Here is a 14,843-nt window from a genome sequence, read left to right on the forward strand (position 1 = left end):
GGTCACCAGTTCGAAAGTGCGCGATCGAGGGTCTCGGCCAGTTGCTCGGCATTGTCCCTGGCAAACGGCAGAGGCGGCCTGATCTTGAGAACATTGCCGCGTGGACCGCAGGACGAGATCAGCACGCCGTCTTCGCGCATGGCTTCGACAACCGCCGACGTCTTGGTGGCGGCCAAGGCTTCGTCGCCCTGCGCCGTCAACTCGACGCCGAAATAAAAGCCGTTGTGCCTGACATCGGCGACCATGCCGTGCCGCCCCTTCAGCGTGCGCAGCAGTTCAGCCGTGTAGGCGCCGACCGTGCGCGCATTCTCGATCAGCCCCTCGCTTTCGATCACCTCGAGAACGGCAATGCCGACGGCGGCCGCGACCGGATTGCCGCCGAAGGTGTTGAAATAACCGGTGTTCGAGCCGAAGGAAGCGACAAGCCGCGGCCGCACGAGCACCGCGCCCATCGGATGCCCATCGCCGATCGGCTTGCCCAATGTGACGATATCAGGTTCGATGCCGTAGTTGGCGAAACCCCACATGCCCTGGCCAAGTCGCCCGAAGCCGGACTGGACCTCATCGGAAATGACGATGCCGCCCGCCTTCCTGACGTGATCCGCCGCCTCGCGCATCACCGCCGCGTCGGGGAAGAAAATGCCGTCGCTGGAAAAGGCCGAGTCGAGAAGCAGCGCCGCTGGCCGGACATTCCGCGCATGCATGTCGTCGATGGCGGCGGCGACATTTTTGGCGAAATCACGCGCGGCCCGGCCATGGTCGCGGAACGTGTCCGGCGCTGCGACAATGCGGTGCTGCGCGGGCACCGCTTTCTCCCCGACCGCGGCCGGCGACAATTGTGCGGTCGCGATCGTCGCGCCATGATAGGCAAAGTCGGTGATGATCACACCGGTGCCACCGCTGGAATACTGGGCGATACGAATGGCAAGGTCGTTGGCTTCGCTGCCGGTGCAGGTGAACATGGCATGGCCGAGATGGGCCGGACAGGTGCCGAGCAGCTTTTCCGCGTAGTCGAGAATGATGTCGCTGAGATAGCGCGTATGGGTGTTCAGCGTCGCGGCCTGCCCCGAAAGTGCCTCGACGACGCGCGGGTGGCAGTGGCCGACCGAAGCGACATTGTTGTAGGCGTCGAGGAATTTGCGGCCCTGGGCATCGTAGAGCCAAACGCCGCTGCCGCGCACCAGGTGGATCGGGTTGCGGTAGAAGGCGCGATAGGTCGGCCCAAGCAGCCTGGCGCGGCGCTCGAGCAGGGCTTGGGGCGAAGTGCCGGCATCGGCATCGGCAAGGGCATTTGCATGCGGGGACTGGGACACGAGCATCTACTCCGGATTTGAATGGTCGAGGAAGTAACGGCGGGCATCAGCGGACGACAGACCGTCCAGCCGTTCGAGCGAGGCCCAGACTTCGGCGGCGAGGCGCAGGACATAGTCGCGCTTGGCCGGAAAGCGCTCGGCCTGCCAGCTGGCGATGTTGGCGATGAGAGCAAGGCGCGCGCGGATCAGATCGAAAAGAATGCCGATCTCTTCGGCCTCGAGCGGCTGTACCGACTGGTAACCGGCGACGAAGCGCGCGGCCGGCGCCAGCGGATGACCTTCCGCCGGCCAGCGGTAGACGGCACCGATGGCGAGATCGCAGATCAGCGGCGAGTGGATCATGTCGCCGAAATCGAGAATGCCGCTGACCACTTCCGGCCGCGATGCATCCATCACCACATTGTAAGAGTTCATGTCGTTGTGGACGATCTGGGCGCGCAATTTCGGAATGACCGGCGCCGCATGCGCCTCGAAGGCGTCGATCGCACGCTCGACCATCGCCCGCCGGCCGGGATCGGCGATGTGCGTCAGCATCGGGCGCGTCTTGGCGACCTTGCGGATATCCCAGAGCAGGTCGCTGCTGGCGGCCGGATGGAAGAAGCCGCGCAGCGCGCGGCCAAGGCGGGCGAGAAAGATGCCGAGATTGCGATCCTGCGCCGCCGATGCCGGCGAGCGCGAAAGCAATTGGCCGGGCAGATAGGTAACCAGCCGGATGATGCGCGGCGGTGATGCGGCGACGCTCACCGCGAATTGCGCTTCACCTTGCAGGCTTTTGCGGACCGCGGGAACCGGCAAGGTCGGGTCGACCGCGAGGATGTGATCGAGTGCCTTGTTCTGGAAGTCGGTGAAGCCGGCCTCTTCCGCCGGATGGGAGATTTTCAGGACGAACTCGCCCTGACCGTCCACCTGGATGTGGAAGTTGTGGTCGCGTTCGCCAGGCAACGGACGCGCGGTGCCGGTGAGCCCGTAATGCCGGCGCAGGACGGCAAGCGCGTCGGCTGTCGAAACGTCAGGCGCATCCTCGGCAAGCGTGTCGCCGAACGCATCGGGCACAGCCGCATTCATGGCCTGGCCGCGGGATCGACGGGTTCGAGGCCGCACCAGTCGGCGATGAACAGCGCGATGGTCTGGGTGACCTTGCGCACCGAGCCCAGATCGACAGCCTCGTCATAGCCGTGCGGCATGCGGCAGATCGGGCCGTAGACGATCGCCGGCGTGTCGGCATAAAGGCCGAAGAAGCGCGCATCGGTCGTTGCAGAGGTGACGTGTTCGGTCAGCGGCTCGCCCCAGACGGCGACATGGCTGCGGCGCAGCACGGCTTCCATCTCGTCGGCACCCTCCAGCACGTAGCCCTCGGCCATGAAGCCGTTGTAGCTTATCTTGGGCGGGCGGTTGGCCAGGAATGGATCGGCGCGGGCCGCATCGGCGATGCAGGCCTCAAGCTCTGCTCTGGCATCCTTGAGCTTCTGGCCGGGATAGGTCGCGACCCGCATCTCGAAAACACAGCGCGCCGGAACGCTTGACGTCCATTCGCCGCCTTCGATCTTGCCGAGATTGAAGCGGATCGGGTGCGGATGATCGCAAAAATGCGGGTCATCGACCTTGCGGGCGTTCCAGACGATTTCGAGTTGCTTCAGCGCCTGGATGAGGACGAATGCCTTTTCGATGGCGTTGGCACCGGCGGAGAAAGCGCCGGATGCATGTTGCGGATCGCCGTCGACCTCGACCCGGAACCAGATCGGCCCGACCTGCGCCCGCATCAGCCTCGGCTCCAACGGTTCGGGGATGAAGGCGGCGTCGGCGCGGTAGCCACGCTGCAGGCAGGCGAGCGCGCCATTGCCGGTGCACTCTTCCTCGACCACCGACTGCAGGAACACGTTCGCCGCCGGCTGATAGCCGAGGCTGCGCAATGCGGTCAGCGCATAGCGACAGGCGGACAGGCCGGCCTTCATGTCACCGGCGCCGCGGCCATGCATCCAGCCGTCCTCGATCGCCGGATCGTAGGGATCACGCGCCCAGCGGTCGAGCGGCCCGGTCGGCACGACATCGATATGGCCGTTGAGGATCAGCGAGCGGCCGGTCGCGTTTCTCGGCGTATGAGTGGCAACGACATTGAAGGCGTCGTCATAGGAGACCGCCACGGGTGAAAAACCCGGCAGGTCGCGAATGGCATCGACATCGACGCGCCACATGTCGACCGAATAGCCATCGTTCTTATAGGCAGCCGCCATGAACGATTGTGCGGAGTGTTCCTCGCCGCGCTGCGAGGGAAAGCGCACGAGATCGGCCAGGAACGCGACCTGTCGCGCGAAGCCGTCGTCAACCGCGCTGAGAATGGCCTCGTCCGCAATCCGTTCAGGCATCATATTTCACTTTCATTCGAATGGTGTATCATATCTCATATGCCATTCTCATGAAATGCAAGAGGCGCGGCGCCAAAAATCCGATCCAGGCGCAACCGCCCTTGTCAGCTCATTCGCGGTGTTGGCATCAGCGGCCGCAAGCCGATACTGCTATCGGACAGACACGATGAGGAATGCGTTGATCACCGAAGACACGATTCCGGCCGAAATCACCGATCTCGCCATTGGCTACCGGCGTCTGCCGGCGGGCAAGCTCGCCAATGCGGTGACGTGGATGGAAGCGCGCGCTCCGCAACCCGACCTCGCAAAACCCCTGGCCATGACCCGGATCACGATGCCGGACTGCGCGTCCTATCGAGCGATCTTCCTCGAGATCGGCGCGCCCTGGCTGTGGGACCGCGTATCCGAAATGTCCGACGCCGAGATCGCAACGCATTTCGCCGACCCACGCCAGCATCTCTACTACGGCCACGATGAAAGCGGCATGCATCTGGGCATGGTCGAATTCTTCGTCGCCGACAGCAACGAGATCGAGATCACCTATTTCGGCCTGTTCCCGTCCTTGACCGGCCAAGGGTTCGGCAAGCGTCTGATGGCTGGGGCGCTCGAGCTGGCATGGCGCCTCAACCCGAGCCGCGTCTGGCTGCACACCAGCAGCTTCGACCATCACAGCGTGATCGGCTTCTACAGCGCCTGCGGGTTCGTGCCTTTCGCGACCGGGTTTGAAATCATCGACGATCCCCGGATAAAGGGAACCTTGCCGCGCAATGCCGCGCCGCAGATTCCGCTGATCGAAGCCGAGTGGTACCCTTGCGGTCCGATAACCCGACAGGTTGCACGAGCCTAGATGAGAACAGCTCCGCAACCCACCGCGCACATATCGCCGCATCACCGCCGCTGGGTCCGCCGCGAGACCATCCTGTCGACGCTGAAGCGCCATATCGATACCCGCATCGTGCTGTTCGCCGCGCCCGCCGGCTTCGGCAAGTCGACGACGATGGCGCAATGGGCCACGGAAGTTGCACGCCTCGGCCGGCTGACCGCATGGCTGTCCTGCGAGGCGACCGACAACGACGAAGGCGCCTTCCTGTCGCATCTGGTACGGGCGCTGCGCCATCTCGTCCAGAACCCGGCGGAACTCGACCTCGCCTTCCAGTCGAGCCCGATTCCGCAGCTCGATGTCGTGCTCGCCGCGCTGGTGGCGGGGTTGGCGGCGCGCGAAGCCGACATCACCTTGTTCTTCGACGACTACCACGCCATCGAAGCGCCGGCGGTGAAGCGGTTCACGGAACGCCTGACGCGGCAGGCATCGGCAAACGTCGCCTTCGTCATCGGCTCGCGCAGCCTTCCCGACCTGCAGCTCGGCAAGCTCAGGGTGCTGGGCGACGTCTTCGAAATCGGTCCCGACGATCTGCGCTTCGCTTCCTCCGAAGCCGAGGCCTTCTTCAACGAGAAGCTCGGCTTGAGCGTCAGCAGCGGCACGGTGGAGACCCTGTGTTCGCGGACCGAAGGATGGGCCGCCGGCCTGCAGCTCGCCTCGCTGTCGCTCAGTGCCGCGCATGCGCCCGAAACCGTCATCGGCAATTTCACCGGCGCCAACCGCAACGTCGCCGACTTCCTGATGGGGGAAGTTTTCCTGGAATTGCCGCCGGCAATCGCAAAATTCCTGCTCTACAGTTCGATCTTCGAACGCTTCAGCGCCGAGGCCTGCCGGGCGGTGATGCGGGCTGCGGATGCCGAGGCGACGATTACCGAAATCGAGACGCGCAACCTGTTCCTGGTGCCGCTCGATGAGGAGCGGCGCTGGTTTCGCTATCATCATCTGTTCCGCGACTTCCTCAGCCGCGAGATGGAACGGCGCGAACCGGAGATGATCGCGCCGCTGCATCTGGCGGCCGCCGAATGGTTTGGCGAGCGCAAGATGCTGACCGAGGCGATCGGCCATGCGCTTGCCGCCGGCGACCAGGCCCGTGCGGCGGTGTTCGTCGAGAACAACGCGCTCGACCTCATCGCCCAGTGCCAGCTTCTTTATGTGCGCCAGCTGCTGGCGCTGCTGCCCAAAAAGCTGATCGACCAGCGCATCCGGCTGCAACTTATCGTGCTGTGGCTGGCGGTGCACAGCAGCCAGCCCGAGATTGCCCAACAGACGCTGGGCAATGCGCGCGAGCTGGTCGAGACCGGGCCGACCGACGGCAAGGATCCCGGCACGCTGACCGGCACCACGATCGAGGCCGAACTGGTGGTGCTCGCCGCCGCCGTCCACAGCACGCTGGAGCAGTTCGAGCAGGCGCGCGACACCGCATTGGTGGCCCTGCGCGTCATCGCGCCCGATGCCTGGTTCATGGAGGGCGCTACCGCCAACGTCATCGGCTACAATCTCTATGCGCTGGGCGATCTCGACGGTGCGCGCGCGGCGGTGGACGCGGCGCGCAAGGCGCATGAGCGAAGCGGCAGCCTGCTCGGCGTCACCATCGCCAATTGCTACATGGCCGTCATCGAGCGCTCGGCCGGCCGCTTGCCCGCGGCCGAACGGCTGTTGCGCGACGCAATCGCCGAGGCCAGGGCGCGGATCGGCCCGAATTCCTATGCCGAGGCGCTGGCCGGCACGCTGCTTGCCGAACTTGCCTATGAGACCAATGCGTCGGGCGAGGCGCTGACGCTGGTCGAGAATCTGGGGCCGCTGATCGAGGGCGCCGCGGTCATCGTCTATCCGCTGGCCAGTGTGCCGACCTATGCCCGCGTGCTGCAGCTGACCGGCCGCACGGAGGCCGCACTCGATATGCTGGAGCGCGTCTATCAACGCGTGCGCGGCTCCGTCTATCACCGCCTCGCCTCGGTGCTGGTGCATGACCGCGTCAGGCTGCTGCTCGACCAGAACCGTGGCGCCGAGGCGCGCGCGCTGCTTAGCGAGCATCGCCGCGGACGCGCCGAGGCCGCTGCCACTGTGGCCAACGAATTCGCATTCTTCGCCGAGGGCCGCCTGCTGACGGCGGAGAAATCCTATGCCGATGCAGCGCGGGTCTTCGACGCGCTGTTGGAGCGCACGAGAGACAGCGGGCGCATGCGCCGCCATATCCTGGCGCTGATCCTGCGCGCCAAAAGCGCCGCCCATGATCCGCGCGAGGCCGATCGCTATCTGCTCGAAGCGCTGCGCCTCGCTCACCCCTCTGGCTTTGTCCGCTCCTTCGTCGACGAGGGAAGGCCTGTTGTCGAAGGGTTGATACGGCTGCGCGCGGCTCAGGCGAAAACCGATCCGGCACTGTCGGCCTATGCCACCCGCATCATCGATGTCGCGCAGACGACGCCTGCGGCGACGCGCACCCTGGCCGCGCCGGCCGTCGAGAAGGAACAACTCACCCAGCGCGAGTCCGAGCTGCTGCGCTATCTCACCGAAGGCATGTCGAACCGCGATATCGCGATTGCCCTGTCGGTCAGCGAAACCACGGTGAAATGGCATCTGAAAAACATTTTCGGCAAGCTGGCGGTGACCAACCGGGTCCAGGCCGTGCGTGCCGCGCAGGCCGCTGCAGGCGTCCATACCCCTTCGAAAGGAGGGGCATAGATAACAGGCACAACCCCTCTTTCGGGTCGGGCCATGCCACCGCAAGCCTGCTAGCGTCACCTGGTTTTCAGAGGACGCTGCGGATGGCGACGGGTTACGTTTTTCACGAACAGCTGATGTGGCATGACACCGGCTCCAGCGCCGACATGATGCCTCCCGGCCGTTTTGTGGAACCCGGCCGGCATCTGGAATCCCCCTGCTCGAAGCGTCGGCTGAACAATCTCATCCAGGTCAGCGGCCTGTCGCGCCACCTCGTGCCGATCATTCCCGAGCCGGTCTCGGTCGAGGACCTGTTGCGCGTGCACACGCAACGCCACGTCGACGATATCCGAATGCTCAGCGAACGCGGTTCCGGTTTTGCCGGGCCGCAGGCGCCGATCGGCCTCAACAGTTTCGACATCGCGCTGCTTTCCGCCGGCACCACCTATGCCGCCATGCGCGCCGTGCTGACCGGCCGGGTCGACAACGCCTACGCGCTGGCGCGGCCGCCGGGGCACCATGCCGAGCCCGACCAGGCGTTGGGCAATTGCCTGTTCTCCAACATCGGCGTGTCCGTGCGCCGGCTGCAGCATGAAGGCCTGCTTGGCCGCGCGGCGGTGGTCGACTGGGACGTGCATCACGGCAACGGCACCGAGACGGTGTTTTATTCCGACCCGTCGGTGCTGACCATGTCCGTGCACCAGGACAATCTCTATCCGACCGGGCGCGGTGCCCTGGCCGACAACGGCAAGGACGCCGGCGAAGGCTACAACATCAACATCCCGCTGCCAGCGGGCAGCGGCACCGGCGCCTACGAATCCACCTTCGACCGTGTCATCGCTCCCGCGCTGCGCGCCTTCAAGCCGGACCTCGTCATCGTCGCTTCTGGCTTCGACGCATCGGGTTTCGATCCGCTCGGCCGCATGATGCTGAACAGCGAATGCTTCCGGCGTCTTGCCGCACGCATGGTGGCGCTGGCCGCCGAGACATCGAACGGACGCCTGATCATGAGCCATGAGGGCGGCTATTCCGAGGGCTATGTGCCGTTCTGCGGCCATGCCGTCATCGAGACGCTGGCCAATCATCGCACCGAAGTGGTCGACCCGCTCTCAGACCATATCGACGAATGGGCCGGACAGGAATTGCAGCCGCATCAGGCCGATGTGATCGATGCCGCCGAAGGCCTACTCGCCGGCCTGCGCCAAAGCCTCGCCAGTGCGGCCTGACGCGATGGATTTTGTCGTCACCACGCTCCTCAACGCGCTGACGCTGATCAGCATCCTGATGCTGGTCGGGCTCGGGCTGGCGATCAGCTTCGGCCTGATGAACGTGACCAATCTGGCGCATGGCGAGTTCGTCACCGTCGGCGCCTTCGCGGTCTATTTCGTCCAGAACACGGGCGGCTCCTTCTGGCTGGGGCTGGCCGCCGCACCGATCGCCGGCGCGGTGGTCGGCTGCATCCTCGAGTTCGCCATCATCCGCCATCTCTATTCGCGGCCGGTCTCGACCGTGCTCGCCACCTGGGGCGTCAGCCTGATCCTGCAGCAAGGCCTGGAATTGACCTTCGGTCTCGGCGCCAAGCCGGTGACGCCGCCAATCGAAGGCACGCTCGATCTCTTCTTCACCGTCTATCCGGCCTACCGGCTGATCCTGATCACAATTGCCGCGCTGACCCTGCTCGGCGTCGTCCTGCTGATCAGCCGAACGTCCTTCGGCCTCGACATCCGCACCGTCATCCAGAACCGCGAGATGGCCGAGGGCGTCGGCATCAACACGCGGCGCACCTATGCCATCGCCTTCACCTTCGGCGCGGCAATCGCGGGCCTCGCCGGCGGGCTGGTCGCCGCGGGCGCTGGGGCACGGTGCTGACCGCCATCCAGGACAATGAAGTCAGGGCCGCCGCGCTTGGCCACAATGCGCCGCTGCGGCTGCTCGTCACCTTCGTCCTGTCCGCGGCCATCGCCGGACTTGCCGGCGCCCTCTATGTCTGCATGGCGGGGCTTGTGGCGCCCGACCTTTCCGGGCTGCTTTTGTCGACGGAAGTCATCGTCTGGGTAGCGGTCGGCGGGCGCGGCACGCTGCTTGGTCCGGTGCTCGGCGCCATCTTCATCCAGCGGGCGCAGCAGACCATCAGCAGCTTCAATCCGAGCCTGTGGCCGCTGCTGCTCGGCTGCGTCTTCGTCGTCATCGTCTTTGTCTTGCCGGACGGCATCCTGTCGATCTACGCGCGTCTGAAGGTCCTGCTCAAAGGCAGGAGGCGCGCACAATGAGCGATGTCCTGCTCCAGGCCGAAAATGTCGGCATCCGCTTTGGCGGCCTGCAGGCGCTGGAAGCGCTTGATCTCATCGTGCGCGACAAGGAGCTTTGCTGCATCATCGGGCCGAACGGCGCCGGCAAGAGCACGTTCCTCAACGTGCTGACCGGCACGCTGCGTCCGACCAGCGGCAGCGTGCGCTTTCTCGGCCACGACATTGCCGGCCTGCCGCTGCACCGCATCGCCCGGCTTGGCATCGCCCGCAAGTTCCAGATCCCGTCGGTCTTCCCCAGCCTGTCGGTGGAGGACAATCTGAAGGTGGCGCGGTGGGGGGCGCCCTCGCCGGCCCGCCCGGTCGGCGAGTTGCTGGAGCTTGTCGCGCTCGGCGATCGTGCCGCCACGCTGGCGGGCGAACTCGCGCACGGCCAGAAGCAATGGCTGGAGATCGGCATGGCGCTGGCGATCGAGCCGCGACTGCTGCTGCTCGACGAGCCGACCGCCGGCATGACGCCGCAGGAGACGCTGGCGACGGCCGAGATGCTGCTGCGGCTCAAGGGCGAATTCTCGATCGTCGCCGTCGAGCACGACATCCGCTTCGTGCGGGCGCTGAATTGCGAGACGCTGGTGCTGCATCAGGGGCGCCGGCTGCGCAGCGGTCCTTTCCACGACATCGAGACCGACGAGATGGTCCGCGACGTCTATCTGGGGAGGCGCTGACCATGCTGCGGACAATAGCGGTCTCGGCCGGCTACGGCTTGCTGCCGGTGCTGAACGGCATCGACCTCAGCGTTGCGCCAGGCGAAGTCGTCGGCCTGCTCGGCCGCAACGGCGCCGGCAAGACGACGCTGCTACGCGTCATCGCCGGTGGCTTGCGGGCAAGTGGCGGCGCCGTCGTTCTGGGCGACCAGGATCTTACCAATGCTCCAGCCTTCCGCCGCGCGCGCGCCGGCATCGCGCATGTGCCGCAGGGACGCGGCATCTTCAACCAGCTGACCGTGCGGCAGAACCTGGACGTCGGCACACGCGCCGCCAGGGAACGTGGCGACGGCGGCATCCCGGCCGATATCTTCGGCTATTTCCCGATCCTGCGTGAACGCGAAGCGCAGATCGCCGGTACGCTTTCGGGCGGCCAGCAGCAGATGCTGGCGATCGGCCGCGCACTGTGCGGCCTGCCATCGGTGCTGCTGCTCGACGAACCCTCGGAAGGCATCCAGCCGAACATCGTGCAGTCGATCGCCGAGCTGATGCCGCGCATCGCGCGCGAGCGCGGCATCGCGATCGTTCTCGTCGAGCAGAATCTCGATCTCGTTCTTAGGGCGGCGGACCGCTGCCTGGTGATGGAGAAGGGCAGGATCGTGCACGAAGGCGCGCCTGAGGCGTTCGCCGACGAGACGCTGCTCAAGGATCTGTTGGCTTTATAGGCGCGGCTGAAGCGCGCCTGGGATTCGTTGGCTTTGTAAGGCGTGCATGGGGCGCGCCTGGGACTGGAAGGGAACACAAAAATGATAAGCAGAAGAACTGTTCTGAAATCGGGCGGCGCCGCGGCCGCCTTCGCGATGGTCGGCGCGCCATCGATCCTGCGCGCCGCCGACACCGTCAAGGTCGGCCTGTCGATCCCGATCACCGGATTGCAGGCGATCCTCGGCGAAACGCTGCTCAATTGCTACAAGCTGGCCGCCGCCGAACTTAACGCCGCCAACGGCATCGGCGGCCGGCAGGTCGAGTTGTTCATCGAGGACAACCAGACCACCACCAAGGGCGCGATCGACAAGGCACGCAAGCTCATCAACGAAGACAAGGTCGATGTGATCATGGGCACGATCATTTCACCGGAGCGCAGTGCCACGCTGTCGGTGACCTCGAAGGCCAAAAAACTGTTCTTCTACCCGACCAATTTCGAAGGCGGCGAATGCAACCGCTACTTCGTCGCCACCGGCCCGATCCCGATGCAGCAGGTCGACCCGATGATGCCGTGGGTGGCCGAGAATCTCGGCAAGACGATCTACATCATGGCCTCGGACTATGCCTGGCCGCAGAAGATGACCGAGGCGATCACGGCGGCCTATGAGAAGGCCGGGGGCAAGATCGTCGGCGCCGACTACTATCCGTTCGGCACCACGGATTTCGGCCCGGCATTCCAGAAGATCAAGTCGCTGAAGCCCGACGTCGTCTGGTCGATGGTGGTCGGCAACGACGCCGTCACCCAGCTCAAGCAATATCGCAGCTTCGACATCAAGCAGCCGCTGATCGCGCCGCTCGACGAGGTCTTCAACAAGGACGCGCTGCCGGCCGGCGTCGCGGCCGGCACCTACGCGCCGCAGCCCTACTGGATGGCGCTCGACAATCCGGTCAACAAGAAGTTCATCTCTAGCTTCCGCGAAAAGTTCGGCCAGGAGAAGATGGTCAACGGCATCGGCGAGGCCGGCTACAACGGCCTGCATCTCTACGCGCTGGCGGCAGAGAAGGCCGGCTCGCTGAAGGACGACAACGTGCTGGCGGCGCTGCCGACGATCGAGTTCGACGCGCCGCAAGGCAAGATCCGCGTCGACGCCACCAACAACCACACGCTCTGCCATTCCTATGTCGGCAAGGCGGCGGCCGACGGCATCGGCTACGAGATCGTCAAGGATTTCGGCACCATCACGCCGGTCACGCCTTACTGCAAGGTGTAGGCCCTCGCACCCAACCAATCCTGACGGCGGCTTTGCCGCCGCCGTCAGGGCGTTCGCGGCGCCGGCAGCCGCTCGCGCAATTCGTCGACAAGCACCCTGGTGTTTTCGGAATAATCGATGGGCACGACGACTAGATGCACGCCGCCGCTGGTGAAGGCCCGTTCCAGCGCCGGCCGCAAATCGGCGATCTCCGCAACCCTGGTTCCCTTGGCGCCATAGGCCTCGGCGTATTTGACGAAATCGGGATTGCCGAAGGTCATGCCGAAATCCGGGAACTCGTCGACCGCCTGCTTCCAGCGGATCATGCCATAGGCATGGTCTTCCAGCAGCAGGATGACGAGGTTGAGCTTCAGCCTGACGGAGGTCTCCAGTTCCTGGCTGTTCATCATGAAGCCGCCGTCGCCACAAATGGCCATGACACGGCGCGTGGGATAGAGCAGTGACGCCATCATCGCCGACGGCAGGCCGGCGCCCATGGTGGCCAGCGCATTGTCGAGCAGCAGCGTGTTTGCCATGCGCGTGCGGTAGTTGCGCGCGAACCAGATCTTGTACATGCCGTTGTCGAGGGCGAGGATCCCGTCCGCCGGCATCACGGCCCGGACATCATGCACGATGCGCTGCGGCGTGAAGCGGTCTTCGGTGCCGCGCGCGGCGATGCGGCTCAAAATGCCTTCCCTGAGCGGCAGCAGCGCCTGCGCGTTGGGGATCTTGCCCTCGACACGGTCAGCCAGCAGCGCCAGCGAAGGCCCGAGGTCGCCAACGATCTCGGCCTGCGGGAAATAGACCTGCTCGACATCGGCCGAGTGGTAGCCGACATGGATGACCTTCGGCCCGTTGGCGCCCATGATGAAGGGCGGTTTCTCCACCGTGTCGTGGCCGATGGTGATGATCAGATCGGCCTGTTCGATGGCCTCGTGCACATAGTCGCGCTCCGACAGCGCCGCCGTTCCCATATAGAGTTCGGTGCCGCCGGGCACTGTGCCCTTGCCCATCTGCGTGGTGAAATAGGGTATTTGCGTACGCAGCACGAACTGGGCGACATCGGGTGTCACACGCGGCCGCGATGCCGCCGCGCCGAACATCAGCAGCGGACGGTTGGCCTCCATGATCATGCGGGCGGCGCGATCAAGCGCGTCCGCGCTAGCCGTAGGCAGTTCGACCGGATGCGTCGGCACCAGCGCCACCGACTCGCATTCCGCCGCCGCAATGTCTTCCGGCAGTTCCAGATGCACCGGGCCGGGTCGCTCTTCCTGGGCAACGCGGAAGGCCTCGCGCACCAGCGAGGGGATCATCTTCGGGGAGACGATCTGGCGCGATAGCTTGGTCAGCGGCTTCATCGCCGCGACGATGTCGACGATCTGGAAGCGCGCCTGCCGCGATGACAATATGCCCTTCTGACCGGTGATCATGATCATCGGCATCGCGCCGAGCAGCGCGTAGGCCGCGCCGGTCGTGAGATTGAGCGCGCCGGGGCCTAGCGTGGTGATGCACACGCCTGCCTTGCCGGTGAGCCTGCCGTAGGTGGCGGCCATGAAGGCGGCCGCCTGCTCGTGGCGGGTCAAGATCAACTGGATCGACGAGCGGCGGATGGATTCGACGATGTCGAGATTCTCCTCGCCCGGAATGCCGAAGATCCGGTCGACCCCTTCATTCTCGAGGGCCGCGACGAACAGATCCGAACCTTTGGTCATGAACCGCCTCTCCTGCAATGCGCACATTCCGTCAGCCACCTTCATATGGCAGGGAAGGCGATACCGCAAAGAGCGCAAGCCTGCTCTGTTGACGATCAGCCCATCAGTTTCGGCAACGCAGCCGCCAGCGCATCGACCGCCAGCCGCACCTTCAACGGCAACTGCGGCGTCTGTAGCCAAAGCGCGTAACAGTCGTAGAGATAGCGCGGCTGATCCGGCAGCAGCGCCACCAGCGCACCGGCCTGAATGCGCTCGCGAACAAGCCAATGAGGCAGCCAGGCAAGCCCCATGCCTTCGGCAGCGGCGTCAGCGATGGCGTCGAGATCGTCGAGCCGCAGCCGGCCGACCGGCGTGATTTCCTGTGCAGGTTGCCCCTCGCGCACAAACAGCCACGGCTGAACGATCTGGCCGAGGCGGCGGTAGACAATGGCTTGGTGGTCGGCGAGGTCCTCTATGTGCCGGGGTTCGCCATGAATCTCCAGATAGGAGAGCGCCGCGCAGACGACCATGCCCTGGCGTGCGACACGACGCGCGATCACGCCGGCCTTGTCGTCCAGGGCACCGGTGCGGATGGCAAGGTCAAAGCCGTCTTCGGCGAGATCGGCGAAGCGGTCGCTGAGCGACAAATCGAGTTCCAGCATCGGATATTGCCGCGCCAGCCGCAGCAGCACCGGGGTTACGCAGTGGCGGCCGAAATGCGCCGGCATCGTGACGCGCAGTTTTCCACGCGGTTCGGAAAATTGGTCGGCGGCGAGCGCATCGGCGGCGTCGGCCTCGGCCAGCACGACCCGGCAGCGTTCATAGTAGGCGCGTCCGAAGTCGGTCAGGCTCTGCCGGCGAGTGGTCCGGTTGAGCAGCCGCACGCCAAGCCGCTGCTCGATAAACCGGACGTGCTTGCCGACCATCGGTCCGGACAGATCGAGCGCGACTGCCGCCGCCGCGAACGAGCCGAGATCGACCGCCCTGACGAACACGGCCATGCTCTCGAGCCGATCCATATTCAAAACTC

General features: G+C 65.2%; 13 protein-coding genes. 8 read left to right on the plus strand and 5 right to left on the minus strand.

All coding sequences use genetic code 11. From position 1 onward, the window contains the following. Window positions 1–2: 2 nt before the first annotated feature. Genes ACFSQT_RS20080 through ACFSQT_RS20090 form a run of 3 tightly spaced genes read right to left on the minus strand, consistent with a single transcriptional unit; the run spans window position 3 to window position 3,676 of the window. Window positions 3–1,319 (minus strand): aspartate aminotransferase family protein, encoded by a 1,317-nt coding sequence (locus ACFSQT_RS20080; protein ID WP_379021345.1) that lies wholly within the window; start codon window positions 1,317–1,319, stop codon window positions 3–5. Then, the gene (locus ACFSQT_RS20085; RefSeq protein ID WP_379021347.1) at window positions 1,320–2,378 is read right to left on the minus strand and encodes a phosphotransferase; all 1,059 of its coding nucleotides are present in this window, start codon (window positions 2,376–2,378) and stop codon (window positions 1,320–1,322) included. Beyond that, complete coding sequence (locus ACFSQT_RS20090) at window positions 2,375–3,676, minus strand: ArgE/DapE family deacylase (RefSeq protein ID WP_379021349.1); 1,302 nt, start codon at window positions 3,674–3,676, stop codon at window positions 2,375–2,377. The genes ACFSQT_RS20085 and ACFSQT_RS20090 overlap by 4 nt, the downstream gene beginning before the upstream one ends. Window positions 3,677–3,842: 166 nt before the next feature. Between ACFSQT_RS20090 and ACFSQT_RS20095 the strand changes: the two genes are divergently transcribed. The 8 genes from ACFSQT_RS20095 (at window position 3,843) to ACFSQT_RS20130 (ending at window position 12,143) form a co-directional block, all read left to right on the plus strand. Next, on the plus strand, window positions 3,843–4,523 hold the full coding sequence (locus tag ACFSQT_RS20095; RefSeq protein WP_379021351.1) for a GNAT family N-acetyltransferase: 681 nt from the start codon (window positions 3,843–3,845) through the stop codon (window positions 4,521–4,523). Beyond that, window positions 4,524–7,238, plus strand: coding sequence for a winged helix-turn-helix domain-containing protein (locus ACFSQT_RS20100; protein WP_379021353.1), 2,715 nt, complete (start codon window positions 4,524–4,526; stop codon window positions 7,236–7,238). Between the two features lie 83 nt (window positions 7,239–7,321). Continuing rightward, on the plus strand, window positions 7,322–8,443 hold the full coding sequence (locus tag ACFSQT_RS20105; protein ID WP_379021355.1) for a class II histone deacetylase: 1,122 nt from the start codon (window positions 7,322–7,324) through the stop codon (window positions 8,441–8,443). Window positions 8,444–8,447: 4 nt separating this feature from the next. Next, window positions 8,448–9,086: a branched-chain amino acid ABC transporter permease gene (locus tag ACFSQT_RS20110; RefSeq protein WP_379021357.1), complete on the plus strand. Its 639-nt coding sequence runs from the start codon at window positions 8,448–8,450 to the stop codon at window positions 9,084–9,086. Then, a complete protein-coding gene (locus ACFSQT_RS20115; RefSeq protein ID WP_379021359.1) occupies window positions 9,080–9,487 on the plus strand; it encodes an ABC transporter permease subunit in 408 nt (135 codons plus the stop codon). The genes ACFSQT_RS20110 and ACFSQT_RS20115 overlap by 7 nt, the downstream gene beginning before the upstream one ends. Next, window positions 9,484–10,188 carry an ATP-binding cassette domain-containing protein gene (locus ACFSQT_RS20120; RefSeq protein ID WP_379021361.1) on the plus strand — a complete coding sequence of 235 codons (705 nt, stop codon included), beginning with the start codon at window positions 9,484–9,486 and terminating at the stop codon, window positions 10,186–10,188. The genes ACFSQT_RS20115 and ACFSQT_RS20120 overlap by 4 nt, the downstream gene beginning before the upstream one ends. A gap of 2 nt (window positions 10,189–10,190) precedes the next feature. Beyond that, window positions 10,191–10,892, plus strand: a complete 702-nt coding sequence (locus ACFSQT_RS20125; protein WP_379021363.1) for an ABC transporter ATP-binding protein — start codon at window positions 10,191–10,193, stop codon at window positions 10,890–10,892. Between the two features lie 81 nt (window positions 10,893–10,973). Next, a complete protein-coding gene (locus tag ACFSQT_RS20130; RefSeq protein WP_379021365.1) occupies window positions 10,974–12,143 on the plus strand; it encodes a substrate-binding protein in 1,170 nt (389 codons plus the stop codon). Window positions 12,144–12,187: 44 nt separating this feature from the next. Here the strand turns inward: ACFSQT_RS20130 and ACFSQT_RS20135 are convergent, their stop codons facing one another. Both ACFSQT_RS20135 and ACFSQT_RS20140 read right to left on the minus strand, forming a co-directional pair. Next, window positions 12,188–13,834, minus strand: coding sequence for an acetolactate synthase large subunit (locus ACFSQT_RS20135; RefSeq protein WP_379021367.1), 1,647 nt, complete (start codon window positions 13,832–13,834; stop codon window positions 12,188–12,190). A gap of 95 nt (window positions 13,835–13,929) precedes the next feature. Next, on the minus strand, window positions 13,930–14,832 hold the full coding sequence (locus ACFSQT_RS20140) for a LysR family transcriptional regulator (RefSeq protein ID WP_379021369.1): 903 nt from the start codon (window positions 14,830–14,832) through the stop codon (window positions 13,930–13,932). Window positions 14,833–14,843 lie beyond the last annotated feature (11 nt).

The sequence above is a fragment of the Mesorhizobium calcicola genome (assembly GCF_042682105.1).
GTDB classification, from domain to species: Bacteria; Pseudomonadota; Alphaproteobacteria; order Rhizobiales; family Rhizobiaceae; genus Mesorhizobium; species Mesorhizobium calcicola.

Coding starts and splice junctions, on each gene's coding strand:
- ACFSQT_RS20095 (WP_379021351.1), top strand. CDS start 3,843: ATGAGGAATGCGTTGATCACCGAAGACACGATTCCGGCCGAAATCACC.
- ACFSQT_RS20100 (WP_379021353.1), top strand. CDS start 4,524: ATGAGAACAGCTCCGCAACCCACCGCGCACATATCGCCGCATCACCGC.
- ACFSQT_RS20130 (WP_379021365.1), top strand. CDS start 10,974: ATGATAAGCAGAAGAACTGTTCTGAAATCGGGCGGCGCCGCGGCCGCC.
- ACFSQT_RS20120 (WP_379021361.1), top strand. CDS start 9,484: ATGAGCGATGTCCTGCTCCAGGCCGAAAATGTCGGCATCCGCTTTGGC.
- ACFSQT_RS20140 (WP_379021369.1), bottom strand. CDS start 14,832: ATGGATCGGCTCGAGAGCATGGCCGTGTTCGTCAGGGCGGTCGATCTC.
- ACFSQT_RS20090 (WP_379021349.1), bottom strand. CDS start 3,676: ATGCCTGAACGGATTGCGGACGAGGCCATTCTCAGCGCGGTTGACGAC.
- ACFSQT_RS20110 (WP_379021357.1), top strand. CDS start 8,448: ATGGATTTTGTCGTCACCACGCTCCTCAACGCGCTGACGCTGATCAGC.
- ACFSQT_RS20080 (WP_379021345.1), bottom strand. CDS start 1,319: ATGCTCGTGTCCCAGTCCCCGCATGCAAATGCCCTTGCCGATGCCGAT.
- ACFSQT_RS20125 (WP_379021363.1), top strand. CDS start 10,191: ATGCTGCGGACAATAGCGGTCTCGGCCGGCTACGGCTTGCTGCCGGTG.
- ACFSQT_RS20135 (WP_379021367.1), bottom strand. CDS start 13,834: ATGACCAAAGGTTCGGATCTGTTCGTCGCGGCCCTCGAGAATGAAGGG.
- ACFSQT_RS20085 (WP_379021347.1), bottom strand. CDS start 2,378: ATGAATGCGGCTGTGCCCGATGCGTTCGGCGACACGCTTGCCGAGGAT.
- ACFSQT_RS20105 (WP_379021355.1), top strand. CDS start 7,322: ATGGCGACGGGTTACGTTTTTCACGAACAGCTGATGTGGCATGACACC.